The sequence below is a fragment of the Streptomyces sp. NPDC101165 genome, from assembly GCF_044768135.1.
Taxonomy (GTDB): Bacteria; Actinomycetota; Actinomycetes; order Streptomycetales; family Streptomycetaceae; genus Streptomyces.
The window spans coordinates 69,349-95,266 of the sequence record NZ_JBIWPG010000024.1 but is presented as its reverse complement, the minus strand read 5'-3'; the positions used below and the strand labels follow the sequence as shown (position 1 = coordinate 95,266).

General features: G+C 70.9%; 24 protein-coding genes and 2 pseudogenes. 10 read left to right on the top strand and 16 right to left on the bottom strand.

Annotated elements, in window-relative coordinates:
• Nucleotides 1-157: 157 nt before the first annotated feature.
• Complete coding sequence (locus ACIRVH_RS38435; RefSeq protein ID WP_403963822.1) at nucleotides 158-2,014, top strand: NAD-binding protein; 1,857 nt, start codon at nucleotides 158-160, stop codon at nucleotides 2,012-2,014.
• An 88-nt stretch (nucleotides 2,015-2,102) separates the two neighbouring features.
• On the opposite strand, the gene ACIRVH_RS38430 is transcribed toward ACIRVH_RS38435, so the two are convergent.
• Nucleotides 2,103-3,911 carry a prolyl oligopeptidase family serine peptidase gene (locus ACIRVH_RS38430; protein WP_403963718.1) on the bottom strand — a complete coding sequence of 603 codons (1,809 nt, stop codon included), beginning with the start codon at nucleotides 3,909-3,911 and terminating at the stop codon, nucleotides 2,103-2,105.
• A gap of 184 nt (nucleotides 3,912-4,095) precedes the next feature.
• Here ACIRVH_RS38430 and ACIRVH_RS38425 point away from each other — a divergent pair, with 184 nt between their 5' ends.
• Nucleotides 4,096-4,893, top strand: a complete 798-nt coding sequence (locus ACIRVH_RS38425; protein WP_403963716.1) for an SURF1 family protein — start codon at nucleotides 4,096-4,098, stop codon at nucleotides 4,891-4,893.
• A gap of 41 nt (nucleotides 4,894-4,934) precedes the next feature.
• On the opposite strand, the gene ACIRVH_RS38420 is transcribed toward ACIRVH_RS38425, so the two are convergent.
• From ACIRVH_RS38420 to ACIRVH_RS38400, 5 genes and pseudogenes are all read right to left on the bottom strand, one after another.
• On the bottom strand, nucleotides 4,935-6,011 hold the full coding sequence (locus ACIRVH_RS38420; protein WP_403963714.1) for a hypothetical protein: 1,077 nt from the start codon (nucleotides 6,009-6,011) through the stop codon (nucleotides 4,935-4,937).
• A 143-nt stretch (nucleotides 6,012-6,154) separates the two neighbouring features.
• Complete coding sequence (locus ACIRVH_RS38415) at nucleotides 6,155-6,847, bottom strand: SigE family RNA polymerase sigma factor (RefSeq protein WP_403963711.1); 693 nt, start codon at nucleotides 6,845-6,847, stop codon at nucleotides 6,155-6,157.
• Between the two features lie 321 nt (nucleotides 6,848-7,168).
• Nucleotides 7,169-8,248 (bottom strand): aspartate-semialdehyde dehydrogenase, encoded by a 1,080-nt coding sequence (locus ACIRVH_RS38410; protein WP_403963708.1) that lies wholly within the window; start codon nucleotides 8,246-8,248, stop codon nucleotides 7,169-7,171.
• A complete protein-coding gene (locus ACIRVH_RS38405) occupies nucleotides 8,248-9,519 on the bottom strand; it encodes an aspartate kinase (RefSeq protein WP_145886290.1) in 1,272 nt (423 codons plus the stop codon). The genes ACIRVH_RS38410 and ACIRVH_RS38405 overlap by 1 nt, the downstream gene beginning before the upstream one ends.
• A 247-nt stretch (nucleotides 9,520-9,766) precedes the next feature.
• A pseudogene (locus ACIRVH_RS38400) lies at nucleotides 9,767-9,871 on the bottom strand (methyltransferase); the annotation flags it as partial.
• Nucleotides 9,872-9,882: 11 nt separating this feature from the next.
• On the opposite strand from ACIRVH_RS38400, the gene ACIRVH_RS38395 reads away from it, so the two are divergent.
• Nucleotides 9,883-10,602 carry a TSUP family transporter gene (locus ACIRVH_RS38395; RefSeq protein WP_403963703.1) on the top strand — a complete coding sequence of 240 codons (720 nt, stop codon included), beginning with the start codon at nucleotides 9,883-9,885 and terminating at the stop codon, nucleotides 10,600-10,602.
• A gap of 15 nt (nucleotides 10,603-10,617) precedes the next feature.
• Here ACIRVH_RS38395 and ACIRVH_RS38390 read toward each other — a convergent pair whose 3' ends face one another.
• Genes ACIRVH_RS38390 through ACIRVH_RS38380 form a run of 3 tightly spaced genes read right to left on the bottom strand, consistent with a single transcriptional unit; the run spans nucleotide 10,618 to nucleotide 12,272 of the window.
• Entirely contained in the window at nucleotides 10,618-11,280 is a 663-nt protein-coding gene (locus tag ACIRVH_RS38390; RefSeq protein WP_403963699.1) for a DUF5063 domain-containing protein, read from the bottom strand.
• The gene (gene recR, locus ACIRVH_RS38385) at nucleotides 11,273-11,872 is read right to left on the bottom strand and encodes a recombination mediator RecR (RefSeq protein ID WP_403963697.1); all 600 of its coding nucleotides are present in this window, start codon (nucleotides 11,870-11,872) and stop codon (nucleotides 11,273-11,275) included. Before recR ends, ACIRVH_RS38390 begins: the two co-directional genes overlap by 8 nt.
• A 55-nt stretch (nucleotides 11,873-11,927) precedes the next feature.
• On the bottom strand, nucleotides 11,928-12,272 hold the full coding sequence (locus ACIRVH_RS38380; RefSeq protein WP_145886284.1) for a YbaB/EbfC family nucleoid-associated protein: 345 nt from the start codon (nucleotides 12,270-12,272) through the stop codon (nucleotides 11,928-11,930).
• 270 nt (nucleotides 12,273-12,542) lie between these two features.
• Here ACIRVH_RS38380 and ACIRVH_RS38375 point away from each other — a divergent pair, with 270 nt between their 5' ends.
• Nucleotides 12,543-13,292 (top strand): SLATT domain-containing protein, encoded by a 750-nt coding sequence (locus ACIRVH_RS38375; protein WP_403963695.1) that lies wholly within the window; start codon nucleotides 12,543-12,545, stop codon nucleotides 13,290-13,292.
• Between the two features lie 20 nt (nucleotides 13,293-13,312).
• Here the strand turns inward: ACIRVH_RS38375 and ACIRVH_RS38370 are convergent.
• Nucleotides 13,313-13,642 (bottom strand): annotated as a pseudogene (locus tag ACIRVH_RS38370) (phosphate ABC transporter substrate-binding protein); the annotation flags it as partial.
• A 40-nt stretch (nucleotides 13,643-13,682) separates the two neighbouring features.
• Entirely contained in the window at nucleotides 13,683-15,707 is a 2,025-nt protein-coding gene (locus ACIRVH_RS38365; RefSeq protein ID WP_403963692.1) for a protein kinase, read from the bottom strand.
• A gap of 195 nt (nucleotides 15,708-15,902) precedes the next feature.
• On the opposite strand from ACIRVH_RS38365, the gene ACIRVH_RS38360 reads away from it, so the two are divergent.
• The 3 genes from ACIRVH_RS38360 to ACIRVH_RS38350 all read left to right on the top strand — a co-directional run bounded on the left by ACIRVH_RS38360 (nucleotide 15,903) and on the right by ACIRVH_RS38350 (nucleotide 18,865).
• Nucleotides 15,903-17,258: an aspartate aminotransferase family protein gene (locus ACIRVH_RS38360; protein ID WP_403963689.1), complete on the top strand. Its 1,356-nt coding sequence runs from the start codon at nucleotides 15,903-15,905 to the stop codon at nucleotides 17,256-17,258.
• A gap of 111 nt (nucleotides 17,259-17,369) precedes the next feature.
• Nucleotides 17,370-18,065, top strand: coding sequence for a GntR family transcriptional regulator (locus tag ACIRVH_RS38355; protein ID WP_403963686.1), 696 nt, complete (start codon nucleotides 17,370-17,372; stop codon nucleotides 18,063-18,065).
• A gap of 149 nt (nucleotides 18,066-18,214) precedes the next feature.
• Entirely contained in the window at nucleotides 18,215-18,865 is a 651-nt protein-coding gene (locus tag ACIRVH_RS38350; RefSeq protein WP_403963683.1) for a hypothetical protein, read from the top strand.
• Here ACIRVH_RS38350 and ACIRVH_RS38345 read toward each other — a convergent pair.
• Nucleotides 18,858-19,277, bottom strand: coding sequence for a hypothetical protein (locus tag ACIRVH_RS38345; RefSeq protein ID WP_403963681.1), 420 nt, complete (start codon nucleotides 19,275-19,277; stop codon nucleotides 18,858-18,860). The two genes, ACIRVH_RS38350 and ACIRVH_RS38345, sit on opposite strands and share 8 nt — an antisense overlap.
• A 126-nt stretch (nucleotides 19,278-19,403) precedes the next feature.
• On the opposite strand from ACIRVH_RS38345, the gene ACIRVH_RS38340 reads away from it, so the two are divergent.
• A complete protein-coding gene (locus tag ACIRVH_RS38340) occupies nucleotides 19,404-20,243 on the top strand; it encodes a helix-turn-helix transcriptional regulator (protein ID WP_403963678.1) in 840 nt (279 codons plus the stop codon).
• Entirely contained in the window at nucleotides 20,240-20,443 is a 204-nt protein-coding gene (locus ACIRVH_RS38335; protein ID WP_403963675.1) for a DUF397 domain-containing protein, read from the top strand. The genes ACIRVH_RS38340 and ACIRVH_RS38335 overlap by 4 nt, the downstream gene beginning before the upstream one ends.
• Here ACIRVH_RS38335 and ACIRVH_RS38330 read toward each other — a convergent pair.
• The 4 genes from ACIRVH_RS38330 to ACIRVH_RS38315 form a co-directional block, all read right to left on the bottom strand.
• Nucleotides 20,400-22,223 carry a bifunctional metallophosphatase/5'-nucleotidase gene (locus tag ACIRVH_RS38330; RefSeq protein ID WP_403963672.1) on the bottom strand — a complete coding sequence of 608 codons (1,824 nt, stop codon included), beginning with the start codon at nucleotides 22,221-22,223 and terminating at the stop codon, nucleotides 20,400-20,402. The two genes, ACIRVH_RS38335 and ACIRVH_RS38330, sit on opposite strands and share 44 nt — an antisense overlap.
• 250 nt (nucleotides 22,224-22,473) lie before the next feature.
• On the bottom strand, nucleotides 22,474-22,962 hold the full coding sequence (locus tag ACIRVH_RS38325; RefSeq protein ID WP_403963669.1) for a hypothetical protein: 489 nt from the start codon (nucleotides 22,960-22,962) through the stop codon (nucleotides 22,474-22,476).
• A 279-nt stretch (nucleotides 22,963-23,241) separates the two neighbouring features.
• Nucleotides 23,242-23,454 carry a hypothetical protein gene (locus tag ACIRVH_RS38320; RefSeq protein ID WP_390853521.1) on the bottom strand — a complete coding sequence of 71 codons (213 nt, stop codon included), beginning with the start codon at nucleotides 23,452-23,454 and terminating at the stop codon, nucleotides 23,242-23,244.
• A 93-nt stretch (nucleotides 23,455-23,547) separates the two neighbouring features.
• Nucleotides 23,548-24,831, bottom strand: coding sequence for an adenylosuccinate synthase (locus tag ACIRVH_RS38315; RefSeq protein WP_403963665.1), 1,284 nt, complete (start codon nucleotides 24,829-24,831; stop codon nucleotides 23,548-23,550).
• Between the two features lie 197 nt (nucleotides 24,832-25,028).
• Between ACIRVH_RS38315 and ACIRVH_RS38310 the strand changes: the two genes are divergently transcribed.
• A complete protein-coding gene (locus ACIRVH_RS38310; protein ID WP_403963663.1) occupies nucleotides 25,029-25,883 on the top strand; it encodes a diacylglycerol kinase family protein in 855 nt (284 codons plus the stop codon).
• Nucleotides 25,884-25,918: the final 35 nt, after the last annotated feature.

Sequence of the window (25,918 nt, the reverse complement as noted above, 5' to 3'; positions counted from 1 at the left end):
TACCTCCGGCTGTGCGCTGCCTCTCCCTCCCCATCAATACGCGATGGCGGGCACGGGTGTTCACTTCGTTGCTGGAACCACCTGTCTCCTTGGGGCAGTCTTTTCCCTCGTGGCGAGCGTTCCGTATCAAGGTGGGTCCGGCGCCCCGGCGGCGCACATGGTGGTCTGCGGTGACGACGGGCTCGCGCACCGGCTGGCGGCCGAGTTGCGCGGAGTCCACGGCGAGCAGGTCACCCTCGTGGTGCCGCCGAGCGAGCGCACGGCACGGCCCCCGGTGGTGGGGCGGGCCCGGGCCGCCTCGGCCGCGCTGCTCGACCGGGTGGTCAGCGCCGCCGTCGGACTGGGCGGTGGCAACGGAGGCAACGGGACGACGGGGAGCGGTGGCAACGGCGGTAACGGCGGCAATGCCCACCGGGCCGACGGCGAGCGGGTGTTGGAGGCCTACGAGCTGACGGAGGCCGTGCTCGCCGAGGCCGGTGTGGAGCGGGCCGCCGCGCTGGCGCTCGTCCATGACGACGACGAGATCAACATCCGGGCCGCCCTGACCGCCCGTCGGCTCAACCCGCGCCTGCGGCTCGTCCTGCGGCTGTACAACCGCCGGCTGGGCCAGCACATCGAGGAACTCCTCGACCAGGCGGCCGCGTTGGCGTCGGGCGCGGCGGGGGCCGATGACGTGGAGGCGTCCACGACCGTGCTGTCCGACGCCGACACCGCCGCGCCCGCGCTGGCCGCGGCCGCCGTCGCCGGCACGACCAAGGTCGTACAGACCGAGAGTCTGCTGCTGCGGGCCGTGGAGCGGGCGCCGTCCGGGGACGGGCAGACCGCCGCTCCGGGGCTGTGCACCCTGGCCCTGCTCTCGGCGCCCGGCGCGGATCCCGCCGGGGCGGACGGGTCCGACGGCGGCAGGGAGCAGGAACCCGTGCTGCTGCCGGACGACGAGGAGGTGCGGCAGGCCGCCGGGCGAGCCGCCGTGGTGCTGGAGCAGGTGTCCTCCTTCGGCGGTCCCGAGGCTGCCACGGCCGGGCGCGGGATGGGGGTCGTACCGCCGCTCGCCTCCCTCTTCTCCCGGCGGCTGCGATGGTCGCTGGCCGGGCTCGTGGCGTGTGTGGTCGCGCTCGCCGTCGCGCTGTGGGTGGTCACCGGGATCCATCCGCTGCGGGCCTTCTACCTGACGCTCCTGGACCTGTTCGCGATCGACGATCCGGCGCTCGGAGCACCCCTCGGGCGGCAGATCCTCCAACTCCTCTCCGGGCTGGTCGGGTTGCTGTTGCTGCCGGTGCTGCTGGCGGCGGTGCTCGAGGCACTGGGCACCTTCCGGACCGCGTCCGCGCTGCGCAAGCCGCCCCGCGGGCTCGGCGGGCATGTGGTGCTGCTGGGCCTCGGGAAGATCGGTACGCGGGTGCTGACCCGGCTGCGGGAGCTGCACATTCCCGTGGTGTGCGTGGAGTCCGACCCGGAGGCACGGGGGCTCGCGACCGCGCGGCGGCTGCGGGTGCCGGTGGTGCTGGGGGATGTCACCCAGGAGGGGGTGCTGGAGGCCGCGAAGATCCATCGGGCCCATGCGCTGCTCTCGGTGACCAGCGCGGACACGACGAATCTGGAGGCCGTGCTCTACGCGCGGTCCGTAAGGCCGGATCTGCGGGTGGTGCTGCGGCTGTACGACGACGACTTCGCGACCGCGGTGTACCGGACGTTGCGGGCCGCCCATCCGCAGGCGTCCACACGCAGCCGGAGCGTGTCGCATCTGGCCGCCCCCGCGTTCGCCGGGGCGATGCTCGGGCGGCAGGTGCTGGGGGCGATTCCGGTGGAGCGGCGGGTGCTGCTGCTCGCCGCGGTCGAGGTGGCCGGGCACCCGGAGCTGGAGGGACGGAGCATGGCGGAGGCGTTCCGGGCGGGGGCGTTCCGGGTGCTGGCGTTGGAGGGCCGCGCCGACGTTCCCGGCGACTACGTACTGCGCAAGGGGGACCGGGTCGTGGTCGCCGCCACCCGCCGGGGCCTGGCCGAGCTGGGCTGAGCGGGGCCGTACCCGGCTGCACGAACTGACCGGCCGACCGCCCCCTCCGGCGGGCGTCCCGCACTCGCGCGACGCCCGCCGGCTCGGCTCACTCCCCTGCCAGGTGCCTCCCCGCGAACTCCATCTCCAGTCTCAGCTGCTTGATCCGCTCGTCCACCACCAGTGAGCCGTGCCCGGCGTCGTAGCGATACACCTCGTGGACCGCGCCGCGGGCCTCCAGACGCTTGACGTAGTTGTCGATCTGACGGATCGGGCAACGGGGGTCGTTGACGCCCGCGGAGATGTAGACCGGGGCCTTGACCTGGTCGACGTAGGTCAGCGGGGAGGACGCCTCGAAGCGCTCCGGGACCTCCTCCGGGGTGCCGCCCAGCAGGGTGCGGTCCATGGCCTTCAGGGACTCCATCTCGTCGTGGTACGCGGTGACGTAGTCCGCGACCGGCACAACCGCGATGCCCACCGCCCACGCCTCCGGCCGGGTGCCGACGCCGAGGAGGGTGAGGTAGCCGCCCCAGGAGCCGCCGGTGAGGACCATCCGCTCGGGGTCGGCGAGGCCGGATCCGATCGCCCACTCGCGGACGGCGGCCACGTCCTCCAGCTCGATCAGGCCGACCCGGTGCTTCAGGGCGTCCGTCCAGGCCCGGCCGTATCCCGTGGAGCCGCGGTAGTTGATGCGGATCACCGCGTAGCCCCGGTCCACCCAGGCGGCCGGGCCGGCGGCGAAGGAGTCGCTGTCGTGCCAGGTCGGGCCGCCGTGCAGGTCGACGACCGTGGGGAGGGGGCCGGTGGCACCGGCGGGCTTCTGGATCAGGGCGTGGATGCGGCCGCCGGGGCCCTCCACCCACGCGTCCTCGACCGGCACGGACGGCGGGCACTTCATGCCCGGCGGGTCCAGGACGACTTCGCCGGTGGTGGAGCGGACCGCGGGCGGCTCGGCGGCCGACGACCACAGGTACTCCACGCTGCCGTCGGGGCGGGCGGTCGCCCCGGAGACCGTGCCGGGCGGGGTGGGGATGCGGGTCAGCTCGCGCGCCGCCGGGTCGTAGCGGAACAGCTCGCTGCGGGCCTCGAAGCTGTGGACGATGAGCAGGGCCCTGCCGTCCGGGTACCACTCGGCGGCGACGTCACCGGGCAGGTCGAGGGCGAGGTCGCTCTCCTCGCCCGTCGCCACGTTCCACACCAGCGGTTCCCAGCGGCCGCGGCGCTGGTGGCCGATGAGGAGGCGGGTGTCGCCGTCCACGGGTGCGAAGCCGAGGATCTCCAGGCCCAGTTCCTCGGCGCCGCCCTTGGTGTCGTCCAGCTCGGCGACCGTCGTGCCGTCCGGGCGCAGCACACGGAGGGCCGCATGCATGGCGTCGCCGTGCTCGGTGTGCTCGATCGCGATCAGGGAGCCGTCGTAGGAGAGGTCGCCGACGCCCGCCGACTCGCGGTGCCGGTAGATCTCGACCGGGTCCTCGCCCTCGCGCGCGAGGTGGATGGTCGTGCCGTCCTCGTCCGTCGAGCGGCCGACCACCGCCGTACGCCCGTCACGGGCGAGGCCCAGGCCGGCCGGGTAGGAGGGCTCCAGGCCCGGCACGGCGGTGCCGTCCGCCCCGCCGCCGAAGGGCTGGCGGCGCCAGATGCCGAACTCGTCGCCGTCCTTGTCGTCGAACCACCAGATCCACGCGCCGTCCGGGGAGAGCACGCCGTCCGTCGTGCCGTTCGGCCGGTCCGTCGCCTGCCGCTGCTCGCCCGTCGCCCGGTCCCAGGCGTACAGCTCGTACGTGCCCGTCGCGTTCGACACGAACAGGGAGCGGTCCGGCGCGTCCTCCGCCCAGTCGGGCAGCGAGACCCGCGGCGCCCGGAAGCGCTTCTCCCAGTCCGGCATGTCCGGTGTGTCCGGCGTCCTGCTCTCACTCATGGCCCCAGTCATGCGCCCATAGTGCCTGGCCCCACCCACAATGCGCTGGCCGGTGCACCCAGCCTGTGGACAACTTCCCGACCGCGACCACCGACTCCGCACCCCACGCCCACCGACTCCGCACACACGTCCGAGCGGAACCCCCCGCCCGGGCCCCCGGACACGGAGCCGTACCGTGGAGGGCGTGTACCGGTTTCTGCTGACACCCCGCTGGTGGGGCATCAACGTCTTCGTGCTGCTCGCCATCCCGTTCTGCGTCTTCATGGGGTCGTGGCAGCTGAGCCGGTTCGAGGGGCGGGTGCAGGACCACCGCGCCGCGACCGAGCAGGCCGCCTCCGACGGACAGGAGACGGCCCGTCCGCTGGCCGAGATGCTGCCCGTCGACAAGAGCACCTCGGGACGCCGGGTCACCGCGAGCGGCCGGTACGGCAAGCAGCTGCTCGTGCCGGGCCGGGAGGTCGACAACAAGCAGGGCTTCTACGTGCTGACGCTGCTGCGCACCGGCTCCGGCAGGACGCTGCCCGTGGTGCGGGGCTGGCTGCCCGGCAAGGCGGATCCGGCGAAGGCCCCCGCCGCGCCGGCCGGCGAGGTCACCGTCACCGGCGCGCTGCAGGCTTCCGAGACCCCGGGGGACAACGGGGTCAGTGCCCAGGGCGGGCTGCCCGCCGGGCAGACGGCGGCGATCAGCGCGGCCTCACTGGTGAACCTGGTGCCGGACAAGCTCTACGACGCCTGGATCACCCTCGACAAGGCCGACGCGGGGATGAAGGCCGTGCCCGCGACCGCGCCGGCCGGCACCGGTCTCGACCTGAAGGCGTTCCAGAACCTGGGCTACACCGGCGAGTGGTTCGTCTTCGCGGGCTTCGTGGTCTTCATGTGGTTCCGGCTGCTGCGCCGCGAGGTGGAGTTCCAGCGGGACGCGGCGCTCGGCCTGGTACAGGAGGAGCAGGAGGACACCTCCGCCCCGGCCGCCACCGTCTGACCACAGGTCCGGACCACGGCCTCGGACCACGCGGCTCCCGGCTACGCCCCTGCGAGCACCTCGGTGTAGTACACCGTCCCGGCGCACGCGTTCGGCACGGTCGCCGCGATGCTGGGCGAGCCCACCTGCGCGGTGTGGGTGACCAGGACACTGCCGTCGGCCGTCGCGCCGTCCTCGGTGACGAGCTGGGTGGTGGTGCCGGAGGACGTGGTGCCGGTGTCCGTGCTCCCGGTGGCGCCGGCGTCCTGGGAGGGCGTCGGGTCGGGCGAGGGACCGCCGGTGTCCGAGCCGCCGGTGGTGGTGGAGCCACCGGTGGTGGGGCAGGTCTCGGAGGGCACGAAGGCGAACTTCTCCTCGTAGGCCGCACCCGGCTGCAGGACCAGCCCCGCGACCTCCAGGGAGGGGTCGGGCAGGGAGGCCGCCGCGTCCCCGGCCACATGCCGAGCGCTGAGGACCTTGGCCGGATCCGCTGCCCCCTGCGCCGAGACACCGATCGTGCCCGGGCCGCCGACGGTGCAGCCGGCGGTGGAGATGTTGGTGACGCGGAAGGTGCCGTAGACGACACCCGCGGAGTCGGGGGCGTCCACGGTCTGGGTGGCGGAGCCGAGCTGGGCCGCCGTGCACACCGGGGTGCCCGTGGCGAGGGTGGCGGACGGGTTGGCGCCGGTGGTCGAGCCGGTGCCGTTGCCGCCGGTCCTGCCCGGCTCGCCGCCCTTGGAGCTGTCCTTGCCGTGCCCGGGGGGCTTGCCGTGGGAGCCGCCGACGCTGCTGGAGCCGCCGTCCGGGTCCTTGCCCTGGGTGGCGCCGCCCTGGGCCTCGGAGGTCTGCCCGGCCATGGCGGTGTTGGGGTCGGTGCCGGCGGAGTTCGAGACGTGGATCAGCGCGGGGATCGCCGTGCCCACGAACAGGGCGGCGGCCGCCATGCCGACGGCGGCCTGGCGCTTGCGGGCGCGCCGGGCGGGCACCGCCTTGCGCAGATGGTCCAGCGTGCCGGTGCGCGGTTCCAGGTCGTCGACCGCGGAGTGCAACAGCCGGCGCAGGTCCAGCTCGTCCGAGCCGAGCCCGTCCGGGCCCGGGCCGAGCCCCTCGGGGCCCTTTTCGTCGGGGCCGTGGTTCACAGTTCCGTTCCCAGCGTGCGATTGCGTGTGCTCTTGCTCGTGGTGCTTCGTCGGTTCGTGCCGGACGCAGGGCTCATGGCATCCCTCGGAGTGGCCTTCGCGGGAAGAACCATCATGGGAATCGCCCCCTTCGGCGTGCTCGCTCATGCCGGAGTCTCCATGGCCGTCCGCAGCGCGGCGATGCCCCGCGACCCGTACGCCTTCACCGAGCCCAGCGAGATGCCGAGCGTCTCGGCGACCTGGGCCTCCGTCATGTCCGCGAAGTAGCGCAGGACGAGGACCTCGCGCTGGCGGCGCTGCAGGCCCTTCATCGCCTTGATGAGGTCGCGCCGCTCCAGCGAGTCGTAGGCGCCCTCCTCCGCGCTCGCCATGTCCGGCATCGGCTTGGAGAGGAGCTTCAGGCCGAGGATGCGCCGGCGCAGGGCGGAGCGGGACAGGTTGACGACCGTCTGCCGCAGGTAGGCCAGGGTCTTCTCGGGGTCGCGGACGCGTTTGCGGGCCGAGTGGACGCGGATGAAGGCCTCCTGCACGACGTCCTCGCACGAGGCGGTGTCGTCGAGAAGGAGCGCGGCGAGGCCCAGCAGGGAGCGGTAGTGCGCCCGGTAGGTCTCGGTGAGGTGGTCGACGGTCGTGCCGGCGACCGCGGTGTCCGCGGTGGCGGTGTCGGCCGCCGTGTCGTCGGAGCCGTCACGCTGACTGGGTATGCGGGCGGGCCGCGCTGCGGGCATGGGCGCGATCACCGGCATGCCGCCGGGAATGCGCGGCCGGAGCGCCGCGCGGGGCGGCCGGAGCGCGGCGGTGCCGCGGGCCGCACTGAGTTCGAGTACCTCTGCCACGCCAGTTGGACACGTCTCCCCCCGCCAGGGTTGTACGTGCCGGGCGTCACATGTCCGACAACCGACGGTGTCCCAAGTGCCGTCATGCGTCCCGCTCTTCCCCTATATCCCATTTGAACGGGCGTCCCCACGCCCCGATCGCGGCGTCCCCACGCCAGGATCCTCACGTCTCACGCCCCGCAAAGGTGACCGCAAAGACGCTCCCCGCCCTTCGCGTGGTTGCGAGGAGCGGGGAGGAAAATCCTCTGTCGCCGGAGAGCGTGGTTCAAGCGTTTTGGACCATGCTCCCGGCCACATTCTTACTTGGATCCTACAAACGTCTTATCCGGGGGTGGGTGCCTCTCCCCTGAATTCCGCGGCGACCAGCTCGGCGATCTGCGCGGTGTTGAGCGCGGCGCCCTTGCGGAGGTTGTCGCCGCAGACGAAGAGTTCGAGCGCGGTCGGGTCGTCCAGGGCCCGGCGCACCCGCCCGACCCAGGTCGGGTCGGTGCCCACCACGTCGGCGGGGGTGGGGAACTCACCGGCGGCGGGGTCGTCGTAGAGCACGACGCCGGGCGCGGTGGCGAGGATCTCGCGGGCGCCGTCGACGGTCACCTCGCCCTGGAAGCGGGCGTGGACGGTGAGCGAGTGCGTGGTGACCACCGGCACCCGGACACAGGTCACGGCGACCGGCAGCTGCGGCAGTCCGAGGATCTTGCGGGACTCGTCCCGCACCTTCATCTCCTCCGACGACCAGCCGTCCTCCCTGAGCGAGCCGGCCCACGGGACGACGTTCAGCGCGACCGGCTCCGGGAAGGGCCCGGTGTCGTCCCCGACGGCCCGCCGTACGTCACCGGGCTTGGTCCCCAGCTCGGTCCCGGCGACCAGGGACAGCTGGGCCCGCAGCGTCTCGACCCCGACCCGGCCCGCCCCGCTCACCGCCTGGTACGACGACACCACCAGCTCGCGCAGCCCGAACTCGGCGTGCAGCGCGCCCAGGGCGACGATCATCGACAGGGTCGTGCAGTTGGGGTTGGCGACGATCCCGCGCGGCCGGCTCCGCACCGCGTGCGGATTGACCTCGGGGACGACGAGGGGCACGTCCGGGTCCATCCGGAAGGCGCCCGAGTTGTCGACGACGACCGCACCGCGCGCGGCGGCGATCGGCGCCCACTCGGCGGAGACCTCGTCGGGCACGTCGAACATGGCGATGTCGACCCCGTCGAAGGCGTCCTCCGTCAGGGCCACCACCTCGACCTCCGTCCCGCGCACGGCCAGCTTGCGGCCGGCCGAGCGCGGGGAGGCGATCAGACGGATCTCGCCCCAGACGTCCGCGCGCTGGGACAGGATCTGGAGCATGACCGCGCCGACGGCCCCGGTCGCACCCACGACCGCGAGCGTCGGCTTCCCGGTCGGCGCCATTACCGGCCCGTGCCTCCGTAGACGACGGCCTCGTCGGTGTCGGAGTCGAGCCCGAAGGCGGTGTGCACGGCGCGCACGGCCTCCGGCACGTCGTCGGCACGGGTGACGACCGAGATACGGATCTCCGAGGTCGAGATCAGCTCGATGTTCACGCCCGCGTTGCTCAGCGCCTCGAAGAAGGAGGCCGTGACGCCCGGGTTGGTCTTCATGCCGGCGCCGACGAGAGAGATCTTGCCGATCTGGTCGTCGTAGCGCAGCGAGTCGAAACCGATGCCCGCGCGGTTGCGCTCCAGCGCGTCGATGGCCTTGCGGCCCTCGGTCTTCGGCAGCGTGAAGGAGATGTCGGTCAGCCCCGTGGAGGCCGCCGACACGTTCTGCACGACCATGTCGATGTTGATCTCGGCATCGGCGATGGTCCGGAAGATCGCGGCAGCCTCACCCGGCTTGTCCGGTACACCGACGACCGTGATCTTGGCCTCGGAGGTGTCGTGCGCGACACCGGAGATGATGGCCTGCTCCACCTTCTTGTCCCCAATCGGCTCACTGCTGACCCACGTGCCCTGCAACCCGCTGAAGGAGGAGCGGACGTGGATCGGGATGTTGTAGCGGCGGGCGTACTCCACACAGCGGTGGAGCAGCACCTTGGAGCCGGAGGCCGCGAGCTCCAGCATGTCCTCGAAGGAGATCCAGTCGATCTTCTTCGCCTTCTTCACCACACGGGGGTCGGCGGTGAACACGCCGTCGACGTCGGTGTAGATCTCGCAGACCTCGGCGTCGAGCGCGGCGGCCAGCGCCACGGCCGTGGTGTCGGACCCACCGCGCCCCAGCGTGGTGATGTCCTTCTTGTCCTGGCTGACGCCCTGGAAGCCGGCGACGATCGCGATGTTGCCCTTGTCCAGGGAGTCCCGGATGCGGCCGGGCGTGACGTCGATGATCCGGGCTTTGTTGTGGACCGAGTCGGTGATGACGCCTGCCTGGCTGCCGGTGAACGACTGGGCCTCGTGGCCCAGGTTTTTGATCGCCATGGCCAGCAGGGCCATGGAGATACGCTCTCCGGCGGTCAGCAGCATGTCGAATTCGCGTCCGGCAGGCATGGGAGAAACCTGCTCGGCGAGATCGATCAGCTCGTCCGTCGTGTCGCCCATCGCGGAAACGACGACAACCACCTGGTTGCCGTTCTTCTTCGCTTCCACGATCCGCTTGGCGACGCGCTTGATGCCTTCGGCATCGGCTACGGAGGAGCCTCCGTACTTCTGCACGACAAGGCCCACGTGCGCTCCTCGCTCGGTTCGTTTGTGTCGGCTCAGTCTAACGAGCGTCCGAAATCCACCGTCCTGCTCCCGCATGGTGAGACGTCGGACGGTGGGAGATCGACGCGCTCGCGACCGGAACCTGCCCAGCCCACGGCACACCACGCGAAACGTGCCCCGGCTCACAGTGGCTCCCGACCTCGGCTCCCGGTCCTGCGGCTTCCGCGGGGTCATCGCCGGGACACGGGCCGTGACGCGCCGTGGGTCGCTACTCCGGGAACGGGGTGCAGTGGGCCGGCGGGTGGTCGATCGGCAGGTCGGGGCGCCAGGCGGTGAGGATCTGGGCGCTGCATTCGAAGAGGTCCGGTGGCAGACTGCCGAACCGTGACAAGCGACCTGTTGCTCGCCGCGATCGTGCTGCTCGGCTCGACCGTGCAGTGGATCACCGGGATGGGGTTCGCGCTGGTCGCCGTCCCCGGGCTCGTGCTGTTGCTCGGGGCGGGCGACGGGGTCACGCTCGCCAACTGCGCCGCCGGTGCCATCAGCGTGGTGGGCCTCGCCGGAGGGTGGCGGCAGGTGCGGCCGCGGGCGATGGTGCCGTTGTGCGTCGCCGCGGCGTGCACGGTTCCGGCGGGGGTCTGGCTGACCCGCCAACTGCCCGAGCCGGTACTTCTGTTGGTCATGGGCGGCCTGGTCACCTGTGCCGTCCTGCTGGTCATGCGGGGCGCGCGGGTACCGATGCTGCGGGGCACGCGGGGCGCGGTCGCGGCCGGTGCGGTGGGCGGCTTCATGAACTCCGCGGCCGGCGTCGGCGGGCCGCCCGTCTCCCTCTACGCGGTCAACGCCGGCTGGACCGTACGGGAGTTCGTGCCCAACGCGCAGTTCTACGGCGTCCTGGTCAACGCCTTCTCCGTGGCCGCGAACGGGACGCCCCGGCTCGGGACGGCCCAGTGGGCCTCGGCCGTCGCCGCGATGACCGCGGGGGCGCTGCTCGGCCGGGCACTCGCCGGGCGGGTCCCCGAACCGCGGGCGCGGCTGCTGGTGCTGCTGCTGGCGCTCGCGGGCGGGGCGACGACGCTGACGAAGGGCCTGTGGGGGCTGTGAGCGGGCCCGGGCGCGCTACGTGGCCGGGCGCATCCCCAGGGGACCGCCGATCTCCTCCGCCATGACCCGGCCCGCCTCGAACTCCAGGGTCTCGTCGCCCAGGGTCGCCTGGTCGGTGTCGAGGCCGTCGAGCTCTTCCAGGGGCTGGTTGAGGCGGACGTGCGCCACCAGGGACTGGAGGGCGCGGAGGGTGGCGGAGGCGGTGCCGCCCCAGTTGGAGAAGTAGGAGAACTGCCACCACCACAGGGCCTCCGTGGTGCGGCCCGAACGGTAGTGGGCCATGCCGTGGCGGAGGTCCGTGACGACGTCGGCGAGGTCGTCGGAGATACGGGCCGGGACGGGGGCCGTCCGGGGCTCGTAGGGGTCGAAGACCTCGGAGTAGACGTCGATGGGGTCGAGGAGCCGGGCCAGGTTCTCGCGGAGTGCGTCCACGTCCTGCTCGGGGCCGAGGTCGGGCTCGTAGCGCTCGTCGGGGACGATGTCCTCGTGCGCGCCGAGGCGGCCGCCGGCCAGGAGGAGCTGGGAGACCTCCAGAAGCAGGAAGGGGACGGCCGAGTCGGGTTCGTCGCCCTTCGCCACCTCCGTGACGGCCACCAGGAAGCTCTCGATCTGGTCCGCGATCTGGACCGCGAAGTCGTCCGGGTTGCGGCCGGTCGCGTGCAGCGTGGCGTCAGACATCTAGGAGTCGTCTCCCCTCGAAGGCGCGGCCGAGAGTGACCTCGTCCGCGTATTCCAGGTCGCCACCCACCGGGAGGCCGCTGGCCAGGCGGGTGACCTTGAGGCCCATGGGCTTGATCATGCGGGCGAGGTACGTGGCCGTGGCCTCGCCTTCCAGATTCGGGTCCGTGGCCAGGATCAGCTCCGTGACCGTCCCGTCGGCCAACCGCGCGAGAAGTTCTCGTATACGCAGGTCGTCGGGGCCGACGCCCTCGATCGGGCTGATCGCGCCGCCGAGCACGTGGTAACGGCCGCGGAACTCGCGGGTGCGCTCGATGGCGACGACGTCCTTGGGCTCCTCCACGACACAGATGACCGAGAGGTCGCGGCGCGGGTCGCGGCAGATGTTGCACAGCTCCTCCTGTGCCACGTTGCCGCAGGTCGCGCAGAAGCGGACCTTCGCCTTCACCTCCAGGAGGGCCTGGGCGAGCCGCCGGACGTCCGTCGGCTCCGCCTGCAGGATGTGGAAGGCGATCCGCTGCGCGCTCTTGGGACCGACGCCGGGCAGCCGTCCCAGCTCGTCGATGAGGTCCTGAACCACGCCTTCGTACAACGGACTGCCCTTCCTGGAGTCTTTCAGTACGTACGGTAGTTGGCCGCGGCCCGTCTTAGAAAGGCAGGCCGGGAATGCCGCTGCCGCCGCCCAGGCCCTGCGCCAGGGGGCCCAGCTTCTGCTGCTGGAGCGTCTGCGCGTTCTCGTTGGCCGCCTGGACGGCCGCCACGATCAGGTCGGCGAGGGTCTCCGTGTCCTCCGGGTCCACCGCCTTCGGGTCGATCTTCAGACCGCGCAGCTCGCCGGAACCGGTGACGGTGGCCCGCACCAGTCCGCCGCCCGCCTGCCCGTCAACCTCCGTGTTCGCCAGTTCCTCCTGTGCCCGCTGCAGGTCCTGCTGCATCTTCTGGGCCTGCTGGAGCAACTGCTGCATGTTGGGCTGGCCACCACCGGGGATCACGATCAGCTCCTGGTTCCTCGTCTTCGCCTGCGGCGTCGATTCTCCGTTGTGCACGAGCCTACGTGGTCTACGCGGCCATCGCCCCGCCACTCTTTCGAGTGAGAGCAGCGGCAGGCCTATACCTGATCAAGGCCCTCTTCCGGGCGGAAAAGAGAGGAAAGCTACGACCCCGCCACCCATTGGGCGGTAGGAAGGGTGACGCGCGTCGGCATGCAATGTCACGCAGTGTGACGGGCCGTGTTCAGTGTCGTGTTCAGTAGGGAGTGCCGGGTGGCTCAGCCGGAGATGCAGCCCGAGGGTCCGCCTCAGGACGGGTGGGGCGAGGGGGCGGCCGGGCTGCGGCCGGGCGATCTGACCGGGCGGTCGTTCCCGCTCGGGGACTGGGGGGAGCCCGCCGAGCGGCTCGACGAGCTGTACCGGTGGGTGGAGCGGGGAGCACTGCAGACGGCGTCCTGGTATCTCACGGACCGGGTGTGGAAGCGGCGCGGGGCGCGGGCGCTGCGGGCCGGGGCGGCGGCCGGGGCGGTGTGCGGGGCCGCGCTGCCGATGCTGGACCTGACCGGGGTGGTCGGCGGGGTGGCGCCCTGGGGGTATCTGGCGCTGATGCTCGCGGTGGCGTGCGTCGCGGTCGACCGGTTCTTCGGGGTCACGTCCGGCTGGATAAGGGACGTGGCGACCGCACAGGCTGTGCAGCGGCGGTTGCAGGCGTTGCAGTTCGACTGGGCGTCGGAGAGCGTGCGGGAGGTTCTGGGGCCGGCGGAGGGGACGGCCGGCGAGGCGGCCGACCGGTGCCTGGCGGTTCTGCGGCGGTTCTCCGAGGACGTGATGGAGCTGGTGCGCACGGAGACGACCGACTGGATGGTGGAGTTCCGCACGGGTACGGCACCGCTGGGCATCCAGGCGGCGGTGGCGTCCGGGGCACGGGTGGACCCGGGCAGCCCCGTGGGACGGTTTCCGCTGCCGCCGGCGAACGGGACGCGCCCGAACATGCCGCGGCAACGTCCGCCGGAGCCGCGCTAGGCACCCGGCGCTTCAACCGGCTACGCGCACAGCTTCATGCCCTCCGGGGTCCAGCACGGGACGTGGCCGTGCGTGCGGATGATGTTCTGGCCGTTGCCCCTGGACAGGTACGTCAGGAAGCTGGACGCCAGGGAGTCCGCGGGCGGCCGGCCGTAGGTGTAGGCGTACTCGATCTCGCGGTACGGGTAGGGGCTGTGGCCGTGCTCGATGGCGTCCACCGAGGGGGCATTGCCGTCCAGGGAGAGGACGTGGAGGCCCTTCGCCCGGGTGGCCAGGTTGAGTTCGCTGTAGCCGATCGCGCCGGGAAGCCGGGCCACCCGGGTCAGCACCTGGTCCGTGGAGTCGAGTTCGCCCAACGTTCAACAGCCGTGGCAGGAAGGCGAGTTCGCCTCACTGCTTGGTGTACGTCAGGCTCTCCCCGCCGCTCCTCTTCACCCGCTTCAGCCGCCCGTCCGACAGCAGCGTGACCTCGGTGGCCTCGCCCGGCGAGCAGGAGGACAGCGGCTCACCGGAGCTGACGTTCGACGGCCCGATCTCCAACGGCCCGTTGCTGCCGGGCTGTTCGGTGAGCTCCGCCTCGAACACGCAGTGGTACGTCCCCCCGCCCGCGGTGGGCCCGTCCGCGACGAGCGTGAGGACGGTGTCCCCCACCTTCCCCTGCTGGATGGTGAGTTGACGGGTGTTGGTGCCGCTGGAGTTGTCGATCGTGGTCTGCCAGGTGCCGAGGTACCCGGCCGGGATCGCCCCGTCCGCGGGCGCGGAGGAGGACGGCGCCGAGGTCGTGGGCGTGGGCGCGGGCGAGGTACCGCCCGGTGCGGTGGTGGTGACGGTGGGCGCAGGACTGACCGTCCCTCCGGCCTTGCCGTCGTCCCCACCATGGTTCATCAGCGCGTACACCGACCCGCCCGCGCCCAGCGCAACCACCAACGCGATCACGACGAGCAACGCGGTGGACCGCCCGTTGCGCCGCTCGGGCTCCTGCGGAACCCCGACCGGCGGCGGCCCGTAGGGCGGGGTGGAACCGAGCCCACCACCGCCGTAGGGGTGGTACGACTGCTGTGGGTAGCCGTAGACGGGGGCATGGGGCTGAGGATGCTGCTGGGGCTGCTGCGGATACCCGTACTGCCCCGGCGAGGCATACGGCCCGGCCGCCGCACCGTACCCGGGAGCGGCGGGAGGCGGCCCGGGCGGCGGGGTCTGCCCGGAAACCACGGTCGGCAGATGATTGACGGCCGCACCGCTCCCCTTGGACGGCGGCGCCGCAGGAACATCATCAGCAACAGAAGCATGCTCAGGCGACCCACCACCCCCTTGCTGATGCACCCAAGCAGGAGCAGGCACCCCTGCAGCAGGACCGCCAGGCGCCCCCGGCGCACCCGCACCCGCACCCGCCGACGGCGAGTCCGCCCCACCAGGGCCACCCGCACCCGACGACGACTGCTGCACGGGTGGTGCGGGTGGGGACACAGACCCGTCCGAAGGCCGGGTGCTCGGCGACGGATCCTCCGCATCCAACAGCTGCACCGCATGCCGCCCCAACTGCGCCACCAACGCCCCCGGCAGCCAGGGATCCCGGGACCGCCCCCCGGACACCGTGTCCTCCGCCCCCGTCCGCTCCAGAATCCGATCCAGCGAAGGCCGAGCAGCGGGATCCTTCTTCAGGCAGTCCCGCACCAGATCCGCGATCCCCTCCGGCACCCCCTCCAGATCCGGCTCCTCCTGAGCGATCCGGAACATCAGGGCATGCACCCCACTGTTGGCGCCGCCGAAGGGCAGCACACCGGTGGAGGCATAGGCGAGCACGGACCCCAGGCAGAAGACGTCGCACGCGGGCGTGATCCGGTCCCCCCGCACCTGCTCGGGCGCCATGAACCCGGGCGACCCCACCAGCGACCCGGTACGGGTCAGCCCGTCCCCCGCCATGGTCTCCATCGCCCGCGCGATCCCGAAGTCGATCACCCGCGGCCCGTCGATGGTGACGAGCACGTTGGACGGCTTCAGATCCCGGTGCACGATCCCCGCCGCGTGGATGTCCTCGAGCGCGTGCGCGAGCCCCGCCGCGAGGATCCGTACCGACCGCTCGGGCAGTGCCCCGTGATCGCGTGAGACGACCTGCTGCAGGCTGGGCCCGGCCACGTACCCGGTGGCCACCCAGGGCACCGCGGCCTCGGTGTCCGCGTCCAGCACGGGCGCGGTCCAGTGCCCGCCGACCCGCTGTGCGGCCGTCACCTCCTGCCGGAACCGCGCCCGGAACTCCTCCTGCTCGGCCAGCTCCTCGCGGACCAGCTTCACGGCCACCGTGCGGCCCCGGTCCGACCGGGCCAGGTACACATGCCCCATACCGCCCGCGCCGAGCCGCGCGAGCAGCCGGTACGCCCCGATCCGCTGCGGATCCCCCGGTCCCAGCTTGTCCATCCCCGCGCCGCCTTCCCCCCATAGGTCTGCAACGGACCGAGAATAGTGCGGACGTACAGGGGGCCGCGCGGACCTGGGTCTACGGTTCCGTAACGGCGGTGCCGTCCCACGTCGACAATCTGTCGCGGAAAAGCCCCGCCCACGGAACAAGACGCCGATGTCGCGTCCGCATCCCGGACATTTACGCTCGCCCGCATGACCCCTCAGCTCAGCCCCGAAGCCGGCGCCGCGGTGAAGGCCGCGGACCGTGCGCATGTCTTCCACTCCTGGTCCGCCCAGGACCTCATCGACCCGCTCGCCGTCGCCGGCGCCGAGGGGTCGTACTTCTGGGACTACGACGGCAGGCGGTACCTGGACTTCACCAGCGGACTCGTCTTCACCAACATCGGCTACCAGCACCCCAAGGTCGTCGCCGCGATCCAGGAGCAGGCGGCGAAGATGACGACGTTCGCGCCCGCGTTCGCCGTCGAGGCGCGCTCGGAGGCGGCCCGGCTGATCGCCGAGCGGACCCCCGGCGACCTGGACAAGATCTTCTTCACCAACGGCGGCGCGGACGCCGTCGAGCACGCCATTCGCATGGCCCGGCTGCACACGGGCCGCGCGAAGGTGCTCTCGGCGTACCGCTCGTACCACGGCGGCACCCAGCAGGCGGTCAACGTCACCGGTGACCCGCGCCGCTGGCCCTCGGACAGCGGCACCGCCGGTGTCGTCCACTTCTGGGGCCCCTACCCCTACCGCTCCCGCTTCTACTCCGAGACCGAGGAGCAGGAGACCGCGCGGGCGCTGGAGCACCTGGAGACGACGATCGCCTTCGAGGGGCCGGGGACGGTCGCGGCGATCATCCTGGAGACCGTGCCCGGCACCGCCGGGATCATGGTCCCGCCGCCGGGCTACCTGGCCGGGGTCCGGGAGATCTGTGACAAGTACGGGATCGTGTTCATCCTGGACGAGGTCATGGCCGGGTTCGGGCGGACCGGTGAGTGGTTCGCGGCCGACCTGTTCGGTGTCGTGCCGGACCTGATGACCTTCGCCAAGGGTGTGAACTCGGGTTACGTCCCCCTCGGCGGTGTGGCCATCTCCGCGAAGATCGCCGAGACCTTCGGCAAGCGGCCCTACCCGGGCGGTCTCACCTACTCCGGGCACCCGCTGGCCTGCGCCGCCGCCGTCGCCACGATCAACGTGATGGCGGAGGAGGGCGTCGTCGAGAACGCCAAGCGGCTCGGCGAGAGCGTCGTCGGTCCCGCCCTGGCCGAGCTGGCCGAGCGGCACCCGAGCGTCGGCGAGGTCCGTGGCGTCGGCATGTTCTGGGCGCTGGACCTGGTGAAGAACCGGGAGACCCGGGAGCCGCTGGTGCCCTACAACGCGGCCGGCGACGCGAACGCCCCCATGGCCGCGTTCGGTGCCGCCGCCAAGCAGCACGGACTGTGGCCCTTCATCAACATGAACCGGACCCACGTCGTCCCGCCCTGCAACGTCTCCGAGGCCGAGCTGAAGGAGGGCCTGGCGGCCCTGGACGCGGCGCTGGGCGTCGCCGACGAGTACACCGCGTAACCGAACGGCAGCTGCCGCCGGGGGGACCCGAACGCGTAAGGTGACGTGCTCGTAAGAGATGACGAGCACCTACGAGTACGTCACCCATACGTGTGAGGAGAGGCCCGGACGATGCCCGGCAACGGCGCCGTGACGCGCAGCACCCTGCGCCAGCAGATCGCGGACGCGCTGCGTGACGAGGTGCTGGCGGGGCGGCTGCAGCCGGGCCGGGCGTTCACGGTCAAGGAGATCGCCGACCAGTACGGCGTCTCGGCGACCCCGGTCCGCGAGGCGCTGGTCGACCTGTCCGCGCAGGGCATCCTGGAGGCCGACCAGCACCGCGGCTTCCGCGTCCCCGAGTACTCGGTGGCCGACTACCGGGGCATGATCGAGGCCCGCAGTCTGGTCACCGACGGCATGTTCCAGGCCCTCACCACCCACCACCCGGCCTTCGCCGCCATGGACGACCCGCGGACGGCGGCGGCCCTGGCGACGGTGCGCCGGCGCGGCGAGGAGGCCCAGCGGGCCGCGGCCGCCGGTGATCTCACCGTGCTGATCGGCTACGACCTGCGCTTCTGGCGCGAGCTGAGCGGCCTGTTCGGCAACCCCTACCTGGCCGACTTCCTGCATCGCCTGCGGGTCCAGTCCTGGGTCTGCGCGGTCCAGCACCTGCGCCGCCTCCCCGACGTGCGCCACCACCTGTGGGCCGGTCACACCGAACTGGTCGACGCCCTGGCCCGCCGCGACGCCGAGGCGGCCCGCGCCATCGTGGCCGCGGCCAACACCCACTCCCTCGCGCTCATCGAGCGCCTGGCCGAACAGCCCTGATCAGCTGCGTCACGTGCCGTGCGAACAAGCCGGACAGCGGGTAGAAGTCGCACCAGGGGGGCCTCGACATGCCCCGTAGCGATTACCCTTCCTGAACGCCCTGCCCGCGGAGTGCGGCCTCTGAATCGACCCACACTAGGAGCTGTCCTTTGGCCTGTGACCTGTGGCTGGTCCCGCTCGTCGACGTGTTGTGCCACACCCCGGACAACCCGTTCGCCGAGGAACTCTCGCACTACAACGACGCGCTGGCCGCGGCCGGTCTCCCACCGGTGCCGGTGTACCAGTACATGCCGGGCCTGTCCGGTGAGGTCGCCCCGGTGGCCGGCTTCGACTACGACGCGCTGCATTTCCTGCGCCGGGTCTACCTGCTCCAGGTGTGCGGGCTGCCGGTGACCCCGGTGGGCGAACTGGGCGGTGACTACGAGCAGTTGCTGGAGATGTTCGAGTCGACGGCCCAGCAGTCCCATCTGGTGTGGCACTACGACCACGCGGGCGCCTACGTCCCGGTCGACTTCCCGCACCCGCTGTCCAGCGACGAACTCCTCGCCGGCGGCGGCCCCCTGGGCTCCTCCCAGTCCCTGCTCAGGGAACTGGAACTCGTGGCGCCGTCGATCGGCATCGACCCGGCCAACCCGCCGGCGGCGCCGGCACCGCCGGCGACCCCCACCGAACTGGAGGAGCCCGCGGTCCCGGCGCCCTACGACCCCAGCCCCTTCGCCCGCGAGCGCCACGTGTGGCTCGGCCTGCACGCGGCGGCGACGCGGTCCCTGGCACAGGGGTCGATGATCGTCTTCAGCTGACGAGGCCGACGTCGACCGAGTCCTGGAGAGCCGTGCGCAGCAACAGGGTGTGCACGAGTCGGTCGGGCGCGGTGGGCGGATAGCGCCAGACCAGCGGCCAGGTCATGCCCTCCAGCGCGGGCACCGGGATGTAGCAGATCCGGTACGGGCCACTCGTCAGCCGGGTCACCTCATCCGGCCAGCTGTGGTGGGCGGTGCTTCCGGCGGCGACGAGGAAGTAGACGCAGCGCCGCCCGCTTCCGGACTCCACCACCGGTCCTGGATCACCCCCGGTCATCCGCGCGAGCCGGTCGGCGACCGCCCGCCCGTGGTCCCCGTCGAGCCGGACGGCGTCGAATTGGACCCCTGCTTTGCGGAGTTGAATGCCGGTGGCCGGAATCCAATCGAGGCTCAGGTGACTTTCCGTATTCATGGGACCAGTGTCAGTGGGGGTCGCTACCTTCTTCCATAACTCTCCGTCGACCCTTCCGAACGGTCAGGAGTCGACTCGGAGTGTCGATGACCGGTTGAGTTCGGTTGAGTCCGGGGGTGACCGCACATGGCGCGGGCGGAGAACAAGGTGGAGGCGGGCGGCACGGCACATCTCGTGGCCGCCCTGGCGAAAGCACTGCGTGAGCAACAGAAGCTCACACAGGACGAATTGGGCAAGCGGATCGGCTACACCGGCTCCGCAATCAGCGCGATGGAGACTTGTGCGCAGCCCGCGAGCGACAAGATGCTGGTGGCCTTGGAGGAGCAGATCGGGGGTGGGCTCGGGATCTTCGAGAAGGCGCGGAGGTTCATGCTGCTGGACAAGTACCCGCCGCAGTTCAAGAACTTCGCGTTGGTGGAGGCGGAGGCGGTGACGTTGTCGTCGTACCAGACGTACCAGGTCGCGGGCCTTTTCCAGACGCCGGAGTACGCGAGGGCGCTGATCGGCGGAGGGTTCCCCAAGCTCCCCGACTCGAAGGTGGACGAGTTGGTGGAGGCACGGATCGCCCGGCGGGACCTGTTCGACAGGGACCCTCAGGCCATGATCGAGCTGATCCTCGACGAGTCTGCGCTGCGGCGGCCGTTCGGCAGCCAGGAGGTGCTGCAGGGGCAATTGCAGTCGCTGGCCGAGGATGCGGAGAGGGACAATGTCAGCATCCAAGTCGTCACGCTGGAACGGGGGTTGAGGGGCGGACACGCCGGAGCCCACGGCGACATGGTGATCGTGGAGACCAAGGAACACCATCGCGTCGTGTACCTGGAAGTCGAGGAAGAAAGTCTCCTGATCAGCGACCCCGCAAAGGTCGCGCTCCTCAATCACCGGTATGCGAAGATCCGCACACAGGCGCTGAGCCGGGACGACTCCCTGAGCCTCATCCGGAAGTTGGCAGGAGAAGAGCGGACATGACGAGCACCTTGCAGTGGTTCAAGTCGAGCTACAGCAATGCCAGTGGCGGCGACTGTGTCGAAATAGCCCCCTGCCCCCACACCATCCACGTCCGGGACTCCAAGAACCCGGATGGCCCCCAGCTCGCCGTCTCGCCGGGGGCCTGGGCGGAATTCCTTAGAACACCGGCGTTCCGGCCTGCGTCAGCTTCCAGTTGGTGACCGCGAAGTCCGCCGGGTCGAGCGCCTTCTTCGCCGTCACGTAGTCGATCATCAGCTGACGGATCTCGTTGGTGGAGCTGTAGGCGATGGGCGCCGAGGCGATGTGCGGGTAGCCGGAACCGCCGTTCGCCCGGTAGTTGTTGACCGCGACGACGAAGACCTGGTCGTCGGCGACCGGGGCCCCGTTGTAGGTGAGGTTCTTGATCCGGGAGCCCTCGGCCTGCGCGATGTCGATGTCGTAGTCGACGCCCGCCGCCGTGTCGTACATGTAGTCCCAGAACTTGTTGGCGTTGGTGAGGGTCGCGGTGTCGACCTTCGTGCCGGCCGGGACCTGGTAGTAGTACTTCGCCCCGAACTCCAGGTAGTCCTTGAGCTGGGCGCCCGTCAGCTTCTTGCCGTACAGGGTGTTGTCGTAGATGTAGAGCCCGGCGATGTCCTTGATGGTGACGTTGCCCTGGGGGATGTCGGCCGTGCGGCTGAAGGGCGCGGCGACCGAGATCAGCGGGAGCGCCGCGTCCGACGCCGAGAGCCCGGCCTTCACCGTCTCCATCTGGACCTTGTGGATGAAGTCCATGATCGGCACGTCCTTCCAGCAGGACTCCGCCGCGGAGAGGTCCTGCGTGCAGGTGCCGACCGCCGTGTTCACGTACTTCACGACCAGCTCGTGGTCGGCCTCCAGGAGCTCCTTGATCTCCGGGTCCTCGTCCACGTCCTTGGGGTTGAGGGTCTGCGCCGTCTTGCTCGTCACCTTCCACTGGCCGTGGTGGAGTTCGAGTTCGAAGTCGAAGACGCTCAGGCGGTAGCCCCAGCAGTACGGCTCGGAGAGGAGGACCTCCTCGCCGGTCTCCGCGTTCTTCACCGTGTACGAGGGCACCTCGACGTGCGTGTGGCCCACCAGGATCGCGTCGATGCCCGGCACCTGCTCGGCCACCAGGTTCGAGGCGTTCTCGACGTACGGGAGCGAGTCGCCCCAGGACGAGGAGCCGTCCAGGCCCGAGTGGTCCGTCAGGAACACCACGTCACAGCCGAGCGCGCGCATCCGCGGCACGTACTTCTTCGCCTGCTCGACCAGGCCCGGGAAGACCATCCTGCCGCTGACGTTGTCCTTGTCCCACAGCGCGATGCCGGGGTTGGTGAGGCCCAGGATGCCGACCTTGATGTCCGGGGCGCCCGGCACGCAGATCCGCTTCACGGTGTACGGCTGGAAGGCGGGGCGCAGCGTCTTCGCGTCCAGCGCGTTGGCGCCGAGCAGCGGGAAGTGACACTGGCTCTCGAACTTGCGCAGCGTGTCGATGCCGTAGTTGAACTCGTGGTTGCCGAGGGCGGCCGCGTCGTAGCGCATGTGGTTCATGGCGACGGCCATCGGGTGCTTGGGGCCGCGCTTGCCGTCGGTGCCGGTGATCGGGTCGACACGGGCGAAGTAGTAGGCCAGGGAGGTGCCCTGGATGATGTCGCCGGCGTCGACCAGGAGGGTGCGGTGCTCGCCCTTCGCCTCGCGCTGCTGCTTGATGAGGGTGGCCACCCGGGCCACACCCACGGAGTTGCCCGCCTTGTCGGTGTAGGCGGCGTCCTTGTAGTAGTCCCAGTCGAAGACGTGGCTGTGCAGGTCGGTGGTGCCCAGGATGGAGAACGACCAGGTGCGCGGCGCCTTTTCGGGCCTGTGTCCGGCTTCCGCGGCCTCTGCGGTGCCGCTGGCGACCGCTCCCGCGGCGGCGACGGCGGCGCCGGTGACGGCCGACTTCTTCACGAACTCCCGGCGGTTCATGGGGTTGACGGGCATTCGGGGCTCCTGGGAGGGCTGAGTGATGCGAGCAACTGGGCGATCCGTGCGGGGACTACACGCGTAGATCGTGACGCCAGTCCAGCGCCCCGGAAACCAGGAATGAGCCATGTCCAGGTCAAGGATGTGCCAGCAGGGCCGGGCCCGCCGGTGGGACAGATCGAGCAGGAACTGCAACACGCACCACGCGCAGGGGCGCTTGCTCGTGCCCCTGCGCGTGGTGGTGGTCGACGGGCTGGTGTCGCTGCCGTCAGATCTGGATGTGAAGCGTGCGCGAGATCGGGTCGGGCGTGGCCCCCAGCGAGTTACCGGCCGCATCGCTGACGCGGGTGTTGGAGTAGGACACACTCTCCAGGAACAGCCGCTGCCCCGAAGGACACTTGAAGTCACCAGGGCCGAGCGGACCCACCGTCAAGGTCCCGGTGGTCTGCCCGTTGCGCACGGCGAAGTTGCCGGAGGCGATCACGTCGCTCTGCAGAGTCTCCTTGTTGCCCGCCTTGGGGTGCTTGCCGCCGTTGTTGAAGCACTGATAGACAGCGGTCGCGCTCGCCGTGAGCGTGATGTGGACGCTGGTCGTACCGGTACCCAGGCCGACCTCCTTGAACGAGGTCGAGAGGGTCCCGTTGCTGTTCACCGAGTTGTTGGCGAACAGGAAGTGTGGGTTCTGGGCGAATGCAGGTGCGGCCGCCAGCACGGTGGTGCATGCAGCCGAGACGATTCCGAGCGCGATGCGTCGCATGTGTTCTTCCTCTTGTCCGTCGGCTTCCTCGCATGGCGCGAGAAAGCCATTCCTGGCGAGAGGAGTCCTACCGTGCATCACAGATAAATCACGAAATATGCCTTAAATACCCCATTAGCCACCCCATCAAATAAGCCATGTTCAGGTCAATTGCTGGAGTGATCGCGAACCTTGCAGTCTCTGGCTGTACGCGGCGACTTCGGCGCGCTGCCCTCGGCCTCCGCGCACGTCCTGGCGCACCGGCCGGCACAGGCCTGGACGCCATCCACGACGCCGCGGTCAGGGGCGGCCGATGAGCCGGATCTCCGGTGGCCACAGGACCCTGCTCGCCACCAGCAGCGAGGGACCGAGGTGGATCGGGCACACCGGGAGCGCCGGCAGGTCGTAGCGGGCGACCTCGAAGACGGCGGGGTCGGAGCAGTCCGTACCGGCAGCCCGGTCGCCCTCACCGCCGTACGGCCCCCGGCACCGTACCGTCCGGTGGATGCTCATAGTCCGATTGCACCGCGCGGAACGCGGGACCGCCCGCCGATCACACCCGAGGGCGGATCGGCGGGCGGTCCTGTGTCGGTCCGCGCCCGCGGTCTACAGGAACGAGTTGATCTCGATCGTCTCGTCCCGGCCCGGGCCCACGCCGATCGCGGAGATCGGGGCGCCGGACATCTCCTCCAGCGCCTTCACGTAGTTCTGGGCGTTCTTCGGGAGGTCGGAGAAGGACTTCGCCTTGGTGATGTCCTCGGACCAGCCCGGCAGGGTCTCGTAGACCGGCTTCGCGTGGTGGAAGTCGGTCTGCGAGTACGGGAGCTCCTCGACGCGCTTGCCGTCGATCTCGTACGCCACGCAGACCGGGATCTCCTCCCAGCCGGTCAGGACGTCCAGCTTGGTGAGGAAGAAGTCGGTTAGGCCGTTCACGCGGGTCGCGTAGCGGGCGATGACCGCGTCGAACCAGCCGCAGCGACGGTCACGGCCGGTCGTCACGCCCCGCTCGCCGCCGATGCGGCGCAGCGCCTCGCCGTCCTCGTCGAACAGCTCGGTCGGGAAGGGACCGGCGCCGACGCGGGTCGTGTAGGCCTTGAGGATGCCGATCACGCGACTGATCTTCGTCGGACCCACGCCGGCGCCGGTGCAGGCACCGCCCGCGGTCGGGTTCGAGGAGGTGACGAAGGGGTACGTGCCGTGGTCGATGTCGAGCAGGGTGCCCTGACCGCCCTCGAACAGGACGACCTTGTCCTCCTCCAGCGCCTGGTTGAGGACCAGCACGGTGTCGGTGACGTACGGCTTGATCTGCTCGGCGTAGCCCAGCAGCTCCTCGACGACCTGGTCGGCGGAGATGACCCGCCGGTTGTACAGCTTGGTGAGCAGCTGGTTCTTGACGTCGAGGGCCGCCTCGACCTTCTGCTGCAGGATCGACTCGTCGTACAGGTCCTGAACCCGGATGCCGACGCGGTTGATCTTGTCGGCGTAGGTCGGGCCGATGCCGCGGCCGGTCGTACCGATCTTGCGCTTGCCGAGGAAGCGTTCCGTCACCTTGTCGACGGTCACGTTGTACGGCGTGATGATGTGCGCGTTACCGCTGATCAGGAGCTTGGACGTGTCGACGCCACGCTCGTTCAGACCGCTCAGCTCGGAGAGCAGGACCGACGGGTCGACGACGACACCGTTACCGATGACCGGCGTACAACCGGGAGAGAGGATTCCGGAAGGGAGGAGGTGGAGTGCATACTTCTGGTCGCCGACGACCACCGTGTGGCCGGCGTTGTTGCCACCCTGGTAGCGCACTACATAGTCCACCGAGCCACCGAGCAGGTCGGTGGCCTTTCCCTTGCCTTCGTCACCCCACTGAGCACCGAGCAGCACAAGTGCGGGCACGCGCGTACACCCCTTCCGGGCGGGGCATGTCCAAGGTCGGGGGCAGGGGCGTAAGGTTCACCGCCGCGTACCACCGCGACCGCCTTTGGTCGCACAACCGTCGGACCGGATGCCCCGGAATAGACGAAGCCCCTGGCGCAATAGCGCAAGGGGCTCTTGCACAAAGATGCTACCCGAGGAAGCGAGGCAGGACCGAGGTGGCGACCTTCGCGACGTCCGATCAGCTGCTGGTGATCATCGATCCCGCGGCCCGGCAGACGGACGGGGAGTCCGTCCGGATCGCGAAAGACGTGCTCAGCGCGGGTGCGACCACCAAGGTGTGTCTGCCGGACGGCCCCGAGGAATTCGCCCGGGCGCTCGGCCGGCGAGGGTCCCGGCGCCCGGTCGTGGTCGGCGACGACCGGGCGCTGGTCCGCACGGTGACCCTGCTGCACCGCCATCGCGAGCTGGCCGGATGTGCACTGTCGGTGGTCCCGGTCGGGGGGACGACGGCCCTGGCGGAGTCCCTCGGCGTGCCCGCCGGTGCGGTGGCGGCCGCGCGGGCCGTGCTGGACGGCGCGGAGCGCCGCCTCGACCTGCTCGTGGACGACAGTGACGGGGTGGTCCTGAGCGCGCTGGGCATCCCCTCGGCGCCGGTGCGGGCGGCCTCCGCCGAGCCGGTCGGCGTCCCCTCCGGGCACCCCTGGCTGCGCACGACGTACCGCTCCCTGGTGCGCACCCTGGCCCCGCGTCCGCCCCGTCTGCCGGCCGTACCGGCCCCGGGCCCCTCCCGGCTCCGGGTGGAGCTGGACGGCGAGACGCTCGTGGACCTGGACCAGCCCGTGGAGGCGGTGTCGGTGACGCCGGGTTCCTGCGGCATGGCCGAGGTGGAGGTCCGGCCGCTGTCGGTGGGCGCCGAGGCGACCCCGCTGCGGGGCCGTGGCCGCGCGGTGACGGTGATCGGGTCGGACTTCCGCTACCGGGCCGACGCGCAGGTCTCGGGGCCCGTACGACGCCGGACATGGACCGTGCGTGAGGCGGCCTGGGCGCTGACGCTGCCCACCCATCACTGACCCCCGAGCCCGTCCATCACTGACCCCCCGGCCCG

What these genes read in the sequence shown, in the direction of transcription:
- ACIRVH_RS38390 (WP_403963699.1), bottom strand. Translation starts at nt 11,280, where the DNA reads ATGTCTGACGCCACGCTGCACGCGACCGGCCGCAACCCGGACGACTTC.
- ACIRVH_RS38410 (WP_403963708.1), bottom strand. Translation starts at nt 8,248, where the DNA reads ATGGCGCCGACCGGGAAGCCGACGCTCGCGGTCGTGGGTGCGACCGGG.
- ACIRVH_RS38325 (WP_403963669.1), bottom strand. Translation starts at nt 22,962, where the DNA reads ATGCGACGCATCGCGCTCGGAATCGTCTCGGCTGCATGCACCACCGTG.
- ACIRVH_RS38320 (WP_390853521.1), bottom strand. Translation starts at nt 23,454, where the DNA reads ATGAGCATCCACCGGACGGTACGGTGCCGGGGGCCGTACGGCGGTGAG.
- ACIRVH_RS38340 (WP_403963678.1), top strand. Translation starts at nt 19,404, where the DNA reads ATGGCGCGGGCGGAGAACAAGGTGGAGGCGGGCGGCACGGCACATCTC.
- ACIRVH_RS38355 (WP_403963686.1), top strand. Translation starts at nt 17,370, where the DNA reads ATGCCCGGCAACGGCGCCGTGACGCGCAGCACCCTGCGCCAGCAGATC.
- ACIRVH_RS38360 (WP_403963689.1), top strand. Translation starts at nt 15,903, where the DNA reads ATGACCCCTCAGCTCAGCCCCGAAGCCGGCGCCGCGGTGAAGGCCGCG.
- ACIRVH_RS38330 (WP_403963672.1), bottom strand. Translation starts at nt 22,223, where the DNA reads ATGCCCGTCAACCCCATGAACCGCCGGGAGTTCGTGAAGAAGTCGGCC.
- ACIRVH_RS38365 (WP_403963692.1), bottom strand. Translation starts at nt 15,707, where the DNA reads ATGGACAAGCTGGGACCGGGGGATCCGCAGCGGATCGGGGCGTACCGG.
- ACIRVH_RS38345 (WP_403963681.1), bottom strand. Translation starts at nt 19,277, where the DNA reads ATGAATACGGAAAGTCACCTGAGCCTCGATTGGATTCCGGCCACCGGC.
- ACIRVH_RS38435 (WP_403963822.1), top strand. Translation starts at nt 158, where the DNA reads ATGGTGGTCTGCGGTGACGACGGGCTCGCGCACCGGCTGGCGGCCGAG.
- ACIRVH_RS38335 (WP_403963675.1), top strand. Translation starts at nt 20,240, where the DNA reads ATGACGAGCACCTTGCAGTGGTTCAAGTCGAGCTACAGCAATGCCAGT.
- ACIRVH_RS38430 (WP_403963718.1), bottom strand. Translation starts at nt 3,911, where the DNA reads ATGAGTGAGAGCAGGACGCCGGACACACCGGACATGCCGGACTGGGAG.